A 14,365-nucleotide genomic window follows, 5' to 3' on the forward strand; every position below is an offset into this window, starting at 1 on the left:
CCCATTCAGCAAGAGATGCAGATGGGCGCCCGCGGAAAGGCGGGCCACCATGGGCCGAATACGTCGGGCCAACGCCCGAGCCGCAGAGAGGCGCCAGCATTGATGAACGCGGAACGCTTAAAGATGGGATGGTGAACAGCTTCCGCAGCCCTCATCGCAGCGGCCAGGTCGGCGGCCATCTGCTGGCGGTGCCGCCGGCCGCGGCAAGGGAAACCAGCCCGACTCGTCAGGCTGTCAGAGCTTCGCGCCCACATAGAACATCAAAATTGACAAAGCGCTTTCGCGCTCTTCGATGCTCAGCTGACTGACGAAATAGTCCACGTGAAATTTCACGCTCTCGTCGATTTTGTGCAGCGTATCTCGGCCCAGATCCGTCATGGCGACATAGGTCGTCCGCTGATCCTGATCGCCACGCCGACGCACTACCAACTCTTTTTCCACCAGCAGTTTGACAAGGCTGGAAGAAAAGGCCGGCGTTATATCAAGGCGGCTCGCAACCTGATTGACCTGAAGCTCCATGTCGGGGCAACCATAGATTTGAATCAGTGCCTGGTGAGCCAACGGATCGATGCCAAACTTTTTGGCCTGCTCTTCGACGATGCGGAACACTTTGCGCAGCACGTAGCGCGCTTCGGCCACACCTATGAAGTAGAGGTGCTTGTTGCTGTCTCGCGCTTTGCGGCTCGCATCGCTTTTTCGACGAATACGGTCAACCGACAGTGGCTGCGAAGCCACTGGTACTTCGAGTTTGGGTTCCCGCGATTTGATAAGAGCACGCGAAGTCTTTGTTGCGGAGGTCATTTAATCTGCTTGCTCCCGAATACGCGTCGCGCCGCTGCACTGGGTTTTTTAAAATACTTTAATCCAGCGAAATATATATTCCTCAGCTAGCCTTGTCAACATAGCCATATGGAAAACCCCAGGGGTTTGCCATATTCGCAACAAAAGGGCCGGCATCAAATCCGGCCCTTTAGTCGCGCAATTCGCTACTAGTCGTTCGGTCCGAATGCGCCCTCGAAGCCTGGAAGGGCCAACGCGCGATCAACCAAGCCGGTTGCTCGTGCGTAATCGAAATTGCGGTTGACATTTTGCTTGACCAGGAAGGATGCACCACCGTAGAACTTCTCGTACTGCTGGTGGCGATTGCCAAACTCCGAGCCAATGAAGTCCCAGGCCATCCGCATCAGCGCAACGCGTTCGTCAGCGCTGGTGGTCGCCGAGCGGTAGTACCGCTGCACGTCGGCGGCAGTTTCGGAGTTCTGGAAGTCCTTGAACGATGAGGGGAGGGTGATCATCCCTGCGCCGGAGAGCTCACGGATGATTTCCACCATACGAGCGTTCAACTCCGATTGGAGCGCCATGATCGAGTAGAGCGCGGTGCGCGACGGCCACAGTACGCCATTGCTGTCCGTCTCGGCCGCCACTTCCTGAGCCAGCAGCATGTTTTCTACGATGGACACGAGCGAGGTCAGCTCACCCATCTGGGTTTGCACCGCGGGGTTGGCATCGTTGCCCGTCAGCTCGTTCATGCGTTTGGCCAAGCCGGTCATGAAACGCAGCTTGGTGGCGTAGCGAGCCTGCGCCTGCAAGTTGCCGTAGAGATGTGCAGGCGTTTTCCACCATTGGTCGCGGGCGACTTGGAGGTTGCGATATATGAACACGTGCTCCCAGGGGATGAACACGTCTTCGAGCACCACGAAGCAGTCCGATTCGTCGAAGCGGCTGGACAGCGGGTAGTCGAAGGAGTTCAGTGCTTGGCCGCCGAAGGGGCGGCGCGGGTACAGCTTGACGCCTGGGGCTCCCACAGGCACAGCCACACCGAATGCGTAGTTCTCGTCGCCAGGCTGCAGCGGATGGATGGTGCTGATGTAGATGTAGTCGCAGTAGACGCCGGCCGTTGCCAGTTGCTGGGCGCCCTTGATGACGATGCCATCGTCTCGCTCCTTGACGACCCCTGCGTACAAGGTGGGGTCGCTTTGCTGATGCGCCGGCTTGCTGCGGTCGATCTGCGGAGGCACGATGGCGTACGTCACGTACTTGTGGGTCTCGCGCAAGTGCTCGTAGAACTTGACCACGTTGTCCGCAAACTGCTGTCCGCCAGCAGCGAACACGCTCGGTACGGCTGCATAGCCGCAGAAGAATCCAGCGACATGGTCCGGCGAGCGGCCCATGAGGCCGAAGGTCGCTTCCGACCACATCTCGCTCGCCAGGCGTTTCGCCTTCAGATCTGCGTGCGCCTTCGGGATCTGGAAGCCGCGAAGGACTGGATTTCCGGTCGTCGGTGACGTGTACGTCATCACCTCTCGATTTTCGGGCGCCGCCGCAATGTCGTAGAGGTTGCTCAGCGAGCGCGCTCCCCTCGCGAATGCGCGATGGGTCGTCACATCCGAGACCCGTTCGCCATCCACATAAATTTGTCGACCATCGCGCAGCGCGCGTAGGTACTCATCACCTGTACGCAAGTTAGCTGTGACCACTGTAGCTCCTTGTTGAAACGACTTGATACCGCCTTTGACGGACGGCGACTTGGCTCGGTCGGCTTCGCCGAATCCGACGGTTGACGTCAGATCGCAAACGCTGCATACTCAGCCACATGGGTATGTTAACTCATCTATCTGGCGCATGCAATTGGTTGGGTTCGCGATGCAGCGCCGGGGTCCACGAACCCGTGAAATGTTGATCAAGAGGAACGAGATGGAAATGAGCCCTGTTCGAACAACGCTGCATTTCGAGACGACCGACTCTCTGGGCGGACATACCTTCGAAGTGCCTGTCACTGATCTGGTGATTGCGGGCTGGACCGGCAGCGACGCTGCGGCCATCGAAGCCCACATCTTGGAATTGGAGGCGTTGGGTGTACGACGCCCGAAGAAGACGCCGATCTTTTACCGGGGTGCTGCCACGCTGCTGACCCAGCGCGAATCTATCGAGGTGGTGGGAAGCACCGCAAGCGGTGAGGTGGAACCCGTGATCTTCAGCACCGAGCGCGGCTTGTGGTTGGGCATAGGCTCCGACCACACCGATCGCGAAGTGGAGACCGTGGGCATCACCATCTCCAAGCAGATGTGCGCCAAGCCCGTATCAACAAAAGTCTGGGCCTTTGAGGAGGTGGCCGGCCACTGGAACGAACTCATCGTTCGTTCATGGATGACCAAGGGCGGTGAACGTCGCCTTTACCAAGAGGGGCCGCTCGCCAAGATTCGCCATCCCTCCGAACTTCTCAGACTCTATGGCGGCGATGGCTACGTTCCCGCGCCCGGGCTGGTCATGTTCTGTGGAACGCTGGCTGTGCACGGCAACTTGGAGCCCGCAGAGAAGTTCGAAATGGAGTTGGAAGACCCTGTGCTCCAGCGCCGCCTGAATCATTCCTATCGTGTGACTGAACTGCCCATCGAGGGCTAAAAGGAGAGCGCTATGCCGATGAACAAACCCCACCTTGAATTTCACCCATTGGACATGGTCAACGGATGGCAGAGCCCTCCCGGGTATCCGCCGGGCGCGGCCGTGCAAGAGAAGATTCTGGCCAGTGACATCGACGAAGTGAACAAGTCCGGCAGCCGGACGCGACTGCTTCGGTTCGAAGCGGGCGCCTTCTCCACCAAGCCTTTCGTTCATGACCACTGGGAAGAGGTCTATCTGGTGTCGGGAAACCTGACGGTGGGCAACGACGAGAACGGCGTGGGAGGTGAAGAGTTCGCCGCACCAACCTATGCATGCCGTCCGCCGGGTGTTTGGCACGGTCCGTTCAAGTCCGAGACTGGATGTCTCCTGTACGAGATTCACTATTACGACGAGAGCAAGAAGTAAGAGGCGCCCCATGACTTTGAAGATTGCCGTCCCCGACCTGATCTCGAACTCCTACTTTCCGGTCGAAGCTGCCGTGGAACTCGGCTTCTTCAAAGCCGCGGGCCTGGACGTTTCACTTGAGTTGATCTTCCCCGTTGATAAGGCCTACGCGGCGCTGAAAGAAGGGCGAGTCGATTTTGTGGGGGGATCGGCACATTCCGCCTTGGCCGCCTTCCCGCAGTGGAAAGGCGTGAAGCTGTTGGCCGCCCAGGCGCAAGGCATGTACTGGTTCCTTGTCATGCGGTCCGATCTGGTCCACCAAAAGGGCGACCTCAGCGTGGTCAAGGGCCGCAAGATTGGCGCGGCCCCATGGGTCGAAATGGGCCTGCGGCAGCTACTGACCGCGGGCGGCATCGATATCGAGGCTGACGGCGTTCAAATTGCGCCTGTGCCTGGAGTTCAGGCGGGTAACGTGAACTTTGGCGTGACAGCTGCGAAAGCGCTCGAAGACGGGAAGATCGACGGCTTCTGGGCCAACGGCATGGGCACCGAAGTGGCTGTCCGCAATGGCGTCGGTACCGTCGTCCTGGATGTGCGCCGGGGAGACGGCCCTGCGGGTTGCTTCGACTACACGTTCGCGTCGATTGCCGCTTCGGACAAATTCATCGAGAAGTCTCCCGATCTGGTAGCGGCCGCGGTGAGTGCCCTGGTCAGCACCCAGAAGGCACTGATCGAGAACCCGGGTATCGCGGCTAAGGTTGGCGAAAAGCTGTTTCCTCCCACGGAAGCGTCGCTGATTGCCACGCTAATTGAGCGGGACTTGCCGTATTACGACGCGTCGATCTCGACGCGAGCCGTGGATGGCATGAATGCCTTTGCCCGATCTCTGGGCATTCTCCACGAGCATCCCGTCTATTCCGACGTGGTTGCCGAGCAGTTCAAGCCGCTCTGGAACGCATAAGCAGGAGCTCTGCCATGTCCGTCGACCAGAAAGAATTTCGCAACGCGTTGGGCCAGTTCGCAACCGGCGTCGCCATCGTGACCGCGACGGTGGACGGCAACCGCTTGGGCGCCACCATCAGTTCGTTCAACTCCGTGTCGCTGGACCCGCCGCTTGTGCTGTTCAGCATGATCCGTGGTTCTCTCGGCATTGCCCAGTGGAAGGCCGCGAAATCCTATTGCATCGCCATTCTCGGTGAGTCGCAGCGGGATTTGTCCAACCGATTCGCAAAAGCGGGAACCGATAAATGGATCGGCATCGACCCTGCGTTTGCTGCCAACGGCGCGCCGATGCTCCCGGGTGCGAACGCCTATTTCGAATGCGAGCCCTGGAGCGTATGTGATGGAGGGGACCATGAGATCTTCATCTGTCGGGTCAGTGCATTTCGCGTGATCCCTCAAGCCGAGCCGTCGCTGATCTTTTGTGGTGGCAGGTACAGGCACCTGAGCGCCCTTGACGCCGCAACCAAGCCGCCTCCCGAAAACCTGTACTTGCACGGTTGGTGAGCGCGGCCGCTTCAGACTCGCACAAGGCACGGCTGACAACATTCGCCACGATCGCTCTGCCCCATCCTGGTACCCGGCACTGGAAGTTGTTGTAGTTATGAATACCGCACACATCAAAGCCCCGGAAGGAAGCGACCGCTTCCTAAATTTGGTCGACTTCAAATGGCTGATGGCTGGCATCGGCTGGTGGGTCAATCTGTCGCGCCTGCAGAGCGACAAGGCCTACCTCGACGAGTGCTTGCAACGCGCTATGACGAGTGACTCAGAGTTGCTACGGAAGCGCAGCGTCGAAATGCTTGGCTTGTCGGATGCCCCGTGCGACAAGGCTATGTCGTCCACATCTATCGGCTTGGCATTGTGATGGGCGCTGAATGGTCCCATCCATTCGGAGGTCTCATTCGTCGGTCCACGTAAGTCTGGTGCGGGTCAAACAGGAGCGGATAAGTACATCGCTGCTTGGCGCGCCACATTGGTACTCTTTTTCCTTAGGGACGTCATGGGAACATTCTCCAAGCTTGAAATCGTCGATGCAATGCTGTCGAGGATCGACGATCCGACGGGGCAAGGGTCCGTTGTGTTCACGCAGGTGTACCGCGAACAAGCGCGTGCATCCGCCGCCAGCGCGGACGCATTGAAAAAGGTGGGCATCGAGCAGCATCCTCTGGCGGGGGTGGCGATATCGGTCAAGGACCTGTTCGATGTGAAGGGTGCGCAGACGCTGGCCGGTTCGCGCGTGCTGAAAGATGCCCAGCCTGCAGCGCACGACGCGGCCGTTATTGCCCGACTGCGCCAATGCGGCGCCTCGATTATCGGCAAGACCAACATGAGCGAGTTCGCATTCAGCGGATTGGGCATCAATCCTCACTATGGAACGCCGGTGAGCGTATGGGACCGGCCAGCTCGCCGTATCCCCGGGGGGTCATCGTCCGGCGCAGCTGTCTCCGTCGCCGAAGGAATGGCCTGGGCTGCCATCGGCACAGACACCGGAGGATCGTGCCGCATTCCCGCCGCATTGAACGGCATCGTCGGAATGAAACCGACGGCCTCCACCGTCCCGCGGGATGGAGTGCTGCCCCTTTCGTTCAGCTACGATTCCATTGGGCCGCTCGCGTCGACAGTGGCAGACTGCGCACGGGTTTACTCGGTTATCAGCGCCTCCGCCGCAGCACTCGTCGAACGCGAATGCTCCACGCTCCGTTTGGGCGTCATTCGGAATTACGTCATGGAAGGGCTAGACGATTCCGTGGGGTACACATACGAAGCCGCTTTGAGAAAACTTGCGGCGGCCGGCGCTATCCTGCACGAACTGACGTTGCCGGTGCTGATCGACATCCCGGATGTCCTTCATGGCGGCGGGCTCGTCGCCGCGGAAGCCTTCCAGTGGCACCGTGAGCTCCTGTCCAGCCAAGAGCGAGAGTACGACCCTCGTGTCTCGGTCCGGATCCAGCGCGGAAAGAGCATTAGCGCTGCCGACTACATCTCATTGCTGGGCCTACGTGAACGGATGATTCAACGCTGGTCTGCGCAGATAGCGGCCTTCGACTCTGTCCTGATGCCGACGGTGCCCACAGTGGCGCCCACGTTGGAAGCACTTGAAGATGACGGCGAGTATGGGCGTGCCAATCTGTTGATGCTGCGCAACCCCACCATCGTGAACGTCTTGGACGGCTGCGCAGTGTCGCTGCCGTGTCACGAACGCGGTGCGGCCCCCGTAGGTCTGTCGATCGTGGGTGACCGCCAGCGCGATTGGCAGGTGCTGAGCATCGCGCATGCCATCGAGCAGGTGCTCTCCGCCTAGCGCCTCAACACGGATCGCCGAAGGAGAACGCCATGCAAAGCGCAATCCATTTGAATGCGGCCTCCGCATATCCTGAAGGCACCTTGCCAGGGATCGGGCTGTCCCGATTCGCCAAGGGGCTTCGCGAGCTTTCTTGCTCCAAGGCGACCGTCGAGTGTCGTCACGACCTGCCACTGCGGGCGACTGCGATACTGGATGCGGTGCGTCGTGGGGAATTTCAGATCGGCGAACTTTACTGTGGTGCGCTGAGCACGGTGGATCGACTATTCCAGATCGGCTCAATGCCGTTTCAATCGTCGACCCGTGCGTCCGCGATGCAGCTTCTGGCGGTGGCGCGACCGCACTACGAGCAAACGTTTGACACGCTGGGAGTCCGTCTGCTGTACGTTTCGCCTTGGCCTCCAACTGGACTGTGGACGCGGGAGCCGGTCCATTCAAAGGCGGAATTCAAAAGGTTGCGAATCAGCACGTACGACGACATGTCCGCTGACGTGGTACGTAGCGCGGGCGGACAGGCAGTGCAAATGCCAATCGGAGAAGCCCTCAGCCGTCTGCACGACGGGCAGTTGGACGGCGTGCTTTCGTCGGGTGACGGCGCGGCAGGTCGTCGCCTCGGCAAGTACCTCCGATGCTTCTATGACATCAAGTACGCAACACCTATCTCATATGCTGTCATGAACGCCGAGCTGTACCGCGGTCTCGCAGTCGACCAGCGACGGCTTGTTGATCAAGCGGCCCAGGCGGTCGAGCGTTCGCTCTGGTGCGACTTGGATGGGCGTATCCGTCAGAACCATAGCCACATGATGGCAGCCGGCGTCCAGGTGTTCTCGGAACTTGACGCGAAGTTGACGCAAGCTCTGTGGGAAGGCGGACACAAGGCGATCAATCAGTGGGAGCAGGGCGCGTGTGACCAGACTGCCTCGATCCTCGGAGAGTATTTCCCATCGCCTCAGGGTAGGTAGACTGCTCCCGTAGCAGTACCCTCTTTGTGGTGGGCGCGGTCACCGAACCGGCGAAATGCGTATCCTGTTCGGGGTAGCGCGCAAGGTAAGGCTTCGTGGACCTGCTGATTCTGGTGTTGAAGGGGCTGAGCCCGATCTTGCAGGCGCTGCGTGCGGCCGGCTTCTCGCGCGTCCGAAAGGGATCAGCTGATACGGATAAAGCAGATGAGCAAGACTTTGGCTGTCTGGTTCTCCTTTCCACGACGGTCGGATTTACACCTCTGGAGATCGATCATGATCAAACGTTCCGAAATCTTTGACTACGCCAAAAAGAAGTACGACGCCAAGCCCGATTACCCCTTCGAAAAGTACCGCAGTTATGCAGTCCTCCGCCATTCGGATGATGACAAATGGTTCGGGCTGGTGATGAACGTCCCTAGAGAAAAGTTGGGCCTGAAAGGCGAAGGCGAGGTCGATGTCCTTGACATCAAATGCCACCCGGCGAATGTCGATGACCTCAAGACCAAACCCGGCTTTCGGCCAGCCTATCACATGAACAAAGAACACTGGCTCACCGCCATTCTCGACGGCTCGGTATCGAAGGACGAGATCTTTTCCCTTCTCGATGAGAGCTACGACCTCACGAAATAGCTCGCTGACGCAGGGCCATCCGGGCAGCGTCGCCCTTTGGGGGCCGGCACGTCGGTCCACGTCCCATCCAGCCAGGAGCTCATCATGAAAACGATGCGAGCAATCGTCCTGTCCAAAGCCGGTCCACTCGAAAACCTCATTCTGGAGGAGCGTCCTGTCCCGGAAATCAAACCCGGCTGGGTGCGGATCCGGATCCGGGCCTTCGGGGTAAATGAATCCGAAGTCACCACCCGCAAGGGTCTGTCCTCCCCCGATGTAACCTTGCCGCGCATTCCCGGAATCGAGTGCGTCGGCGAGGTTGATGAAGCGCCCGCTGACAGCGATCTGAAGCCGAGACAAAAGGTCGCCACTATGATGGGCGGTATGGGGCGTTCGTTTGATGGCTCCTATGCCGAGTATGTAGTGGTGCCGGTCGGCCAGGTCATTCCGTTCGAAACGGGTCTGCCATGGGATGTCCTCGGCGCCTTGCCGGAAATGTTCCAGACTGCCTATGGATCGCTGACCACGGGGCTTGATCTGAAGGCGGGCCAAACGCTGCTGATCCGGGGCGGCACCTCCACGGTGGGATTGTCGGCCGCGACCATTGCAGAGGCCATGGGCGCCACCGTGATTGCCACGACACGCAATCCTGAACGGACCGAAATGCTACGCAAGGTCGGCGTCCGTCATGTGGTCGTCGATGGCGGGAACATCGCTGAGACCGTGCGTAAGATCGTTCCCGAGGGCGTCGATGCGGCACTAGAGCTTGTCGGCTGTGGCGTTCTGGCCGACACACTGAAGGCGGTCCGCGTTCATGGAACCACCTGCTTTACCGGGGCTCTGGGCGACCAATGGACGCTCCCCGAGTTTGACCCGTTCTCCCTCATTCCGTTCGGCGTCCGGCTGACGTGCTATGGCGGTGAGGCGACTGATCTTCCTGCCGACGTGTTCAACAGCCAGCTTGAAGCCATCGCTGCGGGACGGATGAAAGTTAGCGTCGCCAAAGTCTATCAAGGGCTGGAAGGCGTGCGCGATGCGCAATCTGATCTGGAGGCCGGTAACACACCAGGCAAGCATGTCGTCGTGCTCGACTAACAACAGCGTATCAGTTCATCTTTCCCCAGTGGTCCAGTCGATGGGGTTCAATCCCATCTGGGGTCAGAGATCGGTGGAGTCCAATACATTTGAGGCAACTCATTCGCGGACGTTGAGTGCTGGAACCTTTGAAAATGCTTCGGCGATGAAATCCATAAATACGACGGCCCGCTTCGGAAGAAGTCTGTTCGCCACATAAACGATTTGTATAGGCACGGGCGGCGTGGCATATGCCGTCAGCAGCAATTGCAAATTTCCGCTCTTCAGCCCTTCCTCGAACAGCCATTCCGGCCCGTACCCGACTCCTAGCCCCGCATTGACAGATTCGCGTGCGGCCTCAGGTGCGCTGACCCGAAGTCTGCCGGTTACCGGAACATCGGCATCCCGGAAACGCCAGGTGGCACCGGACGACAACAGGGTGTAGATCACGCAATCGTGCCCGCGCAGGTCCTCGGGAGTACTGGGGACCCCGCGTTGAGCCAGATATTTCTTACTGGCAACGCACACGCGCTCGAACAAACCAATGCGGCGCGCGCGCAGTGCGCTGTCTGCCAAATGTCCGATCCGAATCGCCAGTTCGGCCCCTTCATCGACCAGATTGACATATCGGTCATTGGTCTGGAGATCCAGCGTCAATCCTGGATAGCGCTCCAGGAACGCGGGCACATGCGGCAACACAAATGCATAGCTCAGCGCAGTCGGACAGGCAACGCGCAGCAATCCGGACGGATCAACGTTCTCCTTGAACGACGACTCTGATTCGTGCACGGCGTCAAGAATCCGCCGGACTTCCGCGTAGTAGCGCTCCCCTTCCGGCGTGAGGGCAAGCTTGCGCGTTGATCGATGCAGCAGCCGAGTTTGCAAATGATCTTCCAGTGCCGCCACGTACCGGCTGACGTTCGGCTGTCCCAAACCCAGGTCGCGACCCGCGGCGGAAAAGCTGCCCGTCTCCACGGCGCGAGCGAAGCAAGTCATCAACAGGAATCGATCCAAAGCGAACTCCTATTCATGCATATGAAGCATGAATAATATACAAAAATGCTATCTTATAAAGATTTTGACATGAGCGCATAGTTCTTCACACGGCAGGTCAGCCAACGTTGGTTGACCACGGATCACCTAAGGAGAATTTCATGTCCCGCTTGCAAGGCAAACGTACTCTCATCACCGGCGGCACCAGCGGCATTGGCCTTGAAACTGCCAAGCAGTTCCTCGCCGAAGGCGCGCGCGTCATCGTCACCGGCGTGAATCCGGATTCCCTCGCCAAGGCCCAGGCGGAGTTGGGTCGCGAAGTTCTGGTGCTGCGCGCCGATTCAGCCAGCGTGGCTGCGCAGAAGGAGTTGGCGCAAGCCGTCCAGGCTCACTATGGTCAGCTCGACATCGCCTTCCTCAACGCTGGCGTATCCGTTTGGATGCCGATCGAAGAGTGGACGGAAGAAATGTTCGATCGCTCGTTCGATATCAACGTCAAGGGGCCGTACTTCCTGATCCAGGCCTTGCTGCCTGTCTTCGCGAGCCCCGCATCGGTGGTGCTCAATACATCGATCAATGCGCACGTCGGCGCGCAGCGTTCGTCGGTTTATGCCGCGACCAAGGCTGCGTTTCTGAACATGTCGAAGACGCTTTCGAGCGAACTGCTCGGACGCGGCATTCGCGTCAACGCCGTCAGCCCCGGCCCGGTCGAAACGCCGCTGTACGACAAGCTCGGCATTCCCGATGCCTACCGCACGCAGGTCAACAAGGAGATCGCCGCAACCATTCCGTTTGGCCGTTTCGGCACGCCGGAAGAAGTCGCCAAGGCAGTGCTGTACCTGGCTTCGGACGAGTCCCGATGGACGGTCGGTTCCGAAATCATCGTCGATGGCGGCCGCACGCTCAACGGTTGATCGCAATCCACGCTCAAAAGGAACTCCTGCGAACACGCTTCCCACTTCGTGCAGACCAGCGAATCTCGCAAAAAGTGCGTTGATCCTCATCTCCTTCCTCGGCGAGCAGACGGAGTTCTTCCGGGGCTTCGAGCCACGGCCGGCGAGTATGTGATCACCGAGCGCACCGGGGGCAGCAGTGCCTTTGCCGCCACGACGCTGGACAGCTACTTGCGCAACAACAAGATCGAAGATATCTACCTGATGGGCTTTGCCTTGCGCCAGTGCGTGGAATCGACGCTACGCAATGCGTACGACCTTGGCTACCACACCAACGTCATCTACGACGCGTCTGCAGCTTTCACGCAGGAGCAGTAGACCTCGTTCCTGACGGATATCTTGCCCTTCTACGGCAATGCGGTTTCGACTCAAGATTTTTTGAAGTCATAAAACCAAACGACCTGCCACACGAGTGCCCCATCCGTGGGGGGCTTTATTTTTACAGGGTATCTTCCAATGTCACAAACACGGTTGACACTTATCAGTCATCCTCTATGCCCCTTCGTTCAGCGGGTTGCCATCGTGTTGCACGAAAAGGGGATTGCCTTCGAGCGGGTCAATGTCGATCTTCACGACAAACCGGACTGGTTCCTTGCCATTTCTCCAACGGGCAAGGTTCCGCTGCTCAAAGTTCTACACGCCGACGGATGTGAGTCCGTTCTATTCGAAAGCGTCGCAATCTGCGAATACTTCGAGGATCTGCAACCCAAGCCAGCATTGCATCCGCAGGATGCGCTGCTTCGTGCGCAACATCGCGCGTGGATTGAATTCACTTCCGTCGCGTTGTCGGATGCATGGGGCCTTCTGAACGCTACCGACCACGAGACAGCCCGAGCCAAAGCTGCTGCTTTCAGGAAGAAACTGGAACAGTTTGAGGCCGAAATGTCGGACGGCCCTTACTTCGCTGGAAAAAGCTTCAGTATGGTGGACGCTGTCATGGCCCCGATCTTTCGCTACTTCGACATCCTCGACTTCGACTTCGAGCCCACCCATCATGTATTTGACGGGCTGAGACGGGTAGCAAATTGGCGTCTCGCCTTGGCTCGGCGTTCGAGCATCCAGGCAGCCGTCACGCAAGACTATGCCACCTGGTTGCGCGAGCACTTGCGGGAAAAGGAAGCACTTTTGGCGACTGTATAGAGGGGTGCGCCGCTGATATCAAGGGGCGGATTGAGCCCTGGTCTGGATGTCGAATCGATCGCGTTCTTCAGATGTCGGGCAATTGCGTGGTTGTATTCGGCGAAAAAATCAAACAGACCGTGACACGCTGCGATCGCCTTGTCCAGGGCCCGCACCGATGGCGGCGGCGATGCCGGAGCGAAGCAGTGCGGCGCTTCCCGGAGCCAGCAACGCCTCTTGTCCGGCCTGAGTCAACCCAGCGCTCGGAAGGTGCCGCGCGCGAAAAGCCGTTGGCCTGAGGCCAGAAATTATGGGGCGGCGGTCGGCATGCTGTCCTGTCTCAGGAGGCCGCCAACGTATCAGGAGCAGGCACTGTGGAAATGCCTTGCTCCAAAGCAGCCTGATGTTGCACCGCCATGGCCCGGATGTAGCTTGGCCGCAGCTTCAGGCGATGCCAATAGGCCTGCACGGCAGGAGGAAAGTCGTTCGCAAGTCCCAGATGCTCTGCCAGGAGCATCGCATAACCAACCGAGATGTCCGCGGCCGTGAAACGATCAGCGCACAGGTATTCGTGCACTCCAAGGCGCGGCTCCAGCGTTCGAAGCCGTGCAAGAAACCACTTCGAATAGTCCCGCGCAACCTGCGGTTGTCGCCGCTCCTCGGGCTCGAACCGACCGTAGCGAAGGACCAGGGTCTGCGGGAAAGTCAACGTTGCTTCTCCGAAGTGAAGGAAGTTGAGATAGGCGCCGTACTCACCCTCCAAAGCTTTCACTTCGAGCGGTGTCGGAGCTGCGTGGGCACACAGGTACTGGCAGATCGCCGCCGATTCCGTCATGCGAGTTCCGCCGTCAACGAGCAGAGGAACCGTTCCGAGCGGATTGATGTCGAGATAGGTACGACTCACGACCCTGGGCGGAAACGGGAGCATCTTCAGTTCGTAAGGCAGCCCAAGTTCCTCAAGGGTCCATAGCGGCCGGAACGAACGCGCACTGATGCAGTGGTAAAGAGTGAGCATGTACCGAGGCTACCGAAAATGGGGATCGGATCTCGCCAACTCAGTTGCAAAATCTGCCAACCTGGCCAGATACTCCCTGAATGAAGAGTTCCCCGGCGGAGACACCCACAGCATTCATACGGGCCATGCTCCGGGCTTACGCGCGTCATGGCGAAACCCGGAACCTGCGTTGCAGCATGCGAACCTCCATCGCTCGCAAATTGAAGCCCCTGACGCACGCATATCAGCCCGACAGATGGAACGCTTCTCCGACCGGGCCATGCGGGAGCTCGACGACGAAGCGCTCGGCTGGTTTTCACGTCGTCTTCCCTTTGGAACAGCAGGCATGCTTTGCCGAGCGTGCCGTCAGTTCGAACAACCTCGAGCACGCCCCGCGACGCAGCCTCAGGTTCCTTCGATCAACTCTGGACGATTTTCGTGGCGAGTTGATCCGTACGGAAAGCGAAGCTCGCGTGATCCTGCACGACGGCGGTGCGCTGCGCCGGCTGATCGGCTAACCATCCGGCCGAATCTGACACGACGGGGTGTGGCAAAAATCTTGGACCGACTT

General features: G+C 59.1%; 19 protein-coding genes and 1 pseudogene. 15 read left to right on the top strand and 5 right to left on the bottom strand.

The genetic code is table 11. The annotated features are described in order from the left end of the window. Window positions 1–234: 234 nt before the first annotated feature. Window positions 235–801 carry a MarR family winged helix-turn-helix transcriptional regulator gene (locus GFK26_RS18950; RefSeq protein WP_153283327.1) on the bottom strand — a complete coding sequence of 189 codons (567 nt, stop codon included), beginning with the start codon at window positions 799–801 and terminating at the stop codon, window positions 235–237. Between the two features lie 188 nt (window positions 802–989). Next, the gene (locus GFK26_RS18955) at window positions 990–2,477 is read right to left on the bottom strand and encodes a 4-hydroxyphenylacetate 3-hydroxylase family protein (RefSeq protein WP_153283328.1); all 1,488 of its coding nucleotides are present in this window, start codon (window positions 2,475–2,477) and stop codon (window positions 990–992) included. Window positions 2,478–2,694: 217 nt separating this feature from the next. On the opposite strand from GFK26_RS18955, the gene GFK26_RS18960 reads away from it, so the two are divergent. From GFK26_RS18960 to GFK26_RS19005, 10 genes are all read left to right on the top strand, one after another. Continuing rightward, entirely contained in the window at window positions 2,695–3,402 is a 708-nt protein-coding gene (locus GFK26_RS18960; RefSeq protein ID WP_228121692.1) for a DUF2848 domain-containing protein, read from the top strand. Window positions 3,403–3,414: 12 nt separating this feature from the next. Beyond that, window positions 3,415–3,807, top strand: coding sequence for a cupin domain-containing protein (locus tag GFK26_RS18965; RefSeq protein WP_153283330.1), 393 nt, complete (start codon window positions 3,415–3,417; stop codon window positions 3,805–3,807). Window positions 3,808–3,817: 10 nt separating this feature from the next. After that, complete coding sequence (locus tag GFK26_RS18970; RefSeq protein ID WP_153283331.1) at window positions 3,818–4,747, top strand: ABC transporter substrate-binding protein; 930 nt, start codon at window positions 3,818–3,820, stop codon at window positions 4,745–4,747. A 14-nt stretch (window positions 4,748–4,761) separates the two neighbouring features. Further along, window positions 4,762–5,292 (top strand): flavin reductase family protein, encoded by a 531-nt coding sequence (locus tag GFK26_RS18975; protein ID WP_153283332.1) that lies wholly within the window; start codon window positions 4,762–4,764, stop codon window positions 5,290–5,292. 97 nt (window positions 5,293–5,389) lie between these two features. Next, window positions 5,390–5,653, top strand: coding sequence for a hypothetical protein (locus GFK26_RS18980; protein ID WP_153283334.1), 264 nt, complete (start codon window positions 5,390–5,392; stop codon window positions 5,651–5,653). A 135-nt stretch (window positions 5,654–5,788) separates the two neighbouring features. After that, complete coding sequence (locus GFK26_RS18985) at window positions 5,789–7,090, top strand: amidase (RefSeq protein ID WP_153283335.1); 1,302 nt, start codon at window positions 5,789–5,791, stop codon at window positions 7,088–7,090. A gap of 32 nt (window positions 7,091–7,122) precedes the next feature. After that, window positions 7,123–8,052, top strand: a complete 930-nt coding sequence (gene dctP / locus GFK26_RS18990) for a TRAP transporter substrate-binding protein DctP (protein ID WP_153283336.1) — start codon at window positions 7,123–7,125, stop codon at window positions 8,050–8,052. 95 nt (window positions 8,053–8,147) lie between these two features. Then, window positions 8,148–8,351, top strand: coding sequence for a hypothetical protein (locus GFK26_RS18995; protein WP_153283337.1), 204 nt, complete (start codon window positions 8,148–8,150; stop codon window positions 8,349–8,351). Then, complete coding sequence (locus GFK26_RS19000; RefSeq protein ID WP_153283338.1) at window positions 8,326–8,682, top strand: MmcQ/YjbR family DNA-binding protein; 357 nt, start codon at window positions 8,326–8,328, stop codon at window positions 8,680–8,682. The genes GFK26_RS18995 and GFK26_RS19000 overlap by 26 nt, the downstream gene beginning before the upstream one ends. Before the next feature lie 84 nt (window positions 8,683–8,766). Then, a complete protein-coding gene (locus GFK26_RS19005) occupies window positions 8,767–9,756 on the top strand; it encodes a zinc-binding dehydrogenase (RefSeq protein ID WP_228121693.1) in 990 nt (329 codons plus the stop codon). Window positions 9,757–9,855: 99 nt separating this feature from the next. Here the strand turns inward: GFK26_RS19005 and GFK26_RS19010 are convergent, their stop codons facing one another. After that, on the bottom strand, window positions 9,856–10,749 hold the full coding sequence (locus GFK26_RS19010) for a LysR family transcriptional regulator (protein WP_153283339.1): 894 nt from the start codon (window positions 10,747–10,749) through the stop codon (window positions 9,856–9,858). Window positions 10,750–10,889: 140 nt separating this feature from the next. Between GFK26_RS19010 and GFK26_RS19015 the strand changes: the two genes are divergently transcribed. From GFK26_RS19015 to GFK26_RS19025, 3 genes are all read left to right on the top strand, one after another. Then, complete coding sequence (locus tag GFK26_RS19015) at window positions 10,890–11,642, top strand: SDR family oxidoreductase (protein ID WP_153283340.1); 753 nt, start codon at window positions 10,890–10,892, stop codon at window positions 11,640–11,642. Between the two features lie 48 nt (window positions 11,643–11,690). Beyond that, complete coding sequence (locus GFK26_RS19020; protein WP_228121694.1) at window positions 11,691–11,999, top strand: isochorismatase family cysteine hydrolase; 309 nt, start codon at window positions 11,691–11,693, stop codon at window positions 11,997–11,999. A gap of 138 nt (window positions 12,000–12,137) precedes the next feature. Beyond that, window positions 12,138–12,821 carry a glutathione S-transferase family protein gene (locus GFK26_RS19025; RefSeq protein WP_153283341.1) on the top strand — a complete coding sequence of 228 codons (684 nt, stop codon included), beginning with the start codon at window positions 12,138–12,140 and terminating at the stop codon, window positions 12,819–12,821. Here the strand turns inward: GFK26_RS19025 and GFK26_RS34705 are convergent. After that, window positions 12,761–12,976 (bottom strand): hypothetical protein, encoded by a 216-nt coding sequence (locus GFK26_RS34705; protein WP_416222499.1) that lies wholly within the window; start codon window positions 12,974–12,976, stop codon window positions 12,761–12,763. The two genes, GFK26_RS19025 and GFK26_RS34705, sit on opposite strands and share 61 nt — an antisense overlap. 164 nt (window positions 12,977–13,140) lie before the next feature. After that, window positions 13,141–13,815, bottom strand: coding sequence for a glutathione S-transferase family protein (locus GFK26_RS19030; RefSeq protein WP_153283342.1), 675 nt, complete (start codon window positions 13,813–13,815; stop codon window positions 13,141–13,143). On the opposite strand from GFK26_RS19030, the pseudogene GFK26_RS34710 reads away from it, so the two are divergent. Together GFK26_RS34710 and GFK26_RS34315 are read left to right on the top strand one after the other, a co-directional pair. Further along, window positions 13,814–14,110 (top strand): annotated as a pseudogene (locus GFK26_RS34710) (AraC family transcriptional regulator ligand-binding domain-containing protein); the annotation flags it as partial. The gene GFK26_RS19030 and the pseudogene GFK26_RS34710 sit on opposite strands and share 2 nt — an antisense overlap. A 16-nt stretch (window positions 14,111–14,126) precedes the next feature. Continuing rightward, window positions 14,127–14,312, top strand: coding sequence for a hypothetical protein (locus GFK26_RS34315; RefSeq protein WP_228121695.1), 186 nt, complete (start codon window positions 14,127–14,129; stop codon window positions 14,310–14,312). Window positions 14,313–14,365: the final 53 nt, after the last annotated feature.

This window comes from Variovorax paradoxus (genome assembly GCF_009498455.1).
GTDB lineage: Bacteria > Pseudomonadota > Gammaproteobacteria > Burkholderiales > Burkholderiaceae_C > Variovorax > Variovorax paradoxus_H.